1 protein-coding gene is annotated in these 316 nt (G+C 63.6%); it reads left to right on the top strand.

Going from position 1 to position 316, the window contains the following annotated elements; all coding sequences use genetic code 11:
* The coding region (locus tag KVT32_RS29435; RefSeq protein ID WP_305864265.1) for an aminoacyl--tRNA ligase-related protein at positions 1-316 on the top strand (316 nt) is incomplete at both ends.

The following is a 316-nucleotide window of genomic DNA, read 5'->3' on the forward strand; positions in this document are numbered from 1 at the left end:
GAAGAGATGAACAAGACGGGCGCCCTCGAATTGCTGATCCCGGTCGTGCAACCCGCCGAACTGTGGCAGGAAACCGGCCGCTGGGACAAGATGGGGCCGGAGCTGATGCGCGTCAAGGACCGCCACGGCCGCGACTACGCCATCCAGCCGACCTCGGAAGAAGTCGTCACCGACGTCGTGCGCAGCGAGATCAAGTCCTACCGTCAACTGCCGCTGAACTTCTACCACATCCAGACCAAGTTCCGCGACGAGCGCCGTCCGCGCTTCGGCCTGATGCGCGGCCGCGAGTTCACGATGAAGGACGCCTATTCCTTCG

The organism is Achromobacter sp. GbtcB20 (assembly GCF_019091095.1).
GTDB lineage: Bacteria > Pseudomonadota > Gammaproteobacteria > Burkholderiales > Burkholderiaceae_B > Achromobacter > Achromobacter mucicolens.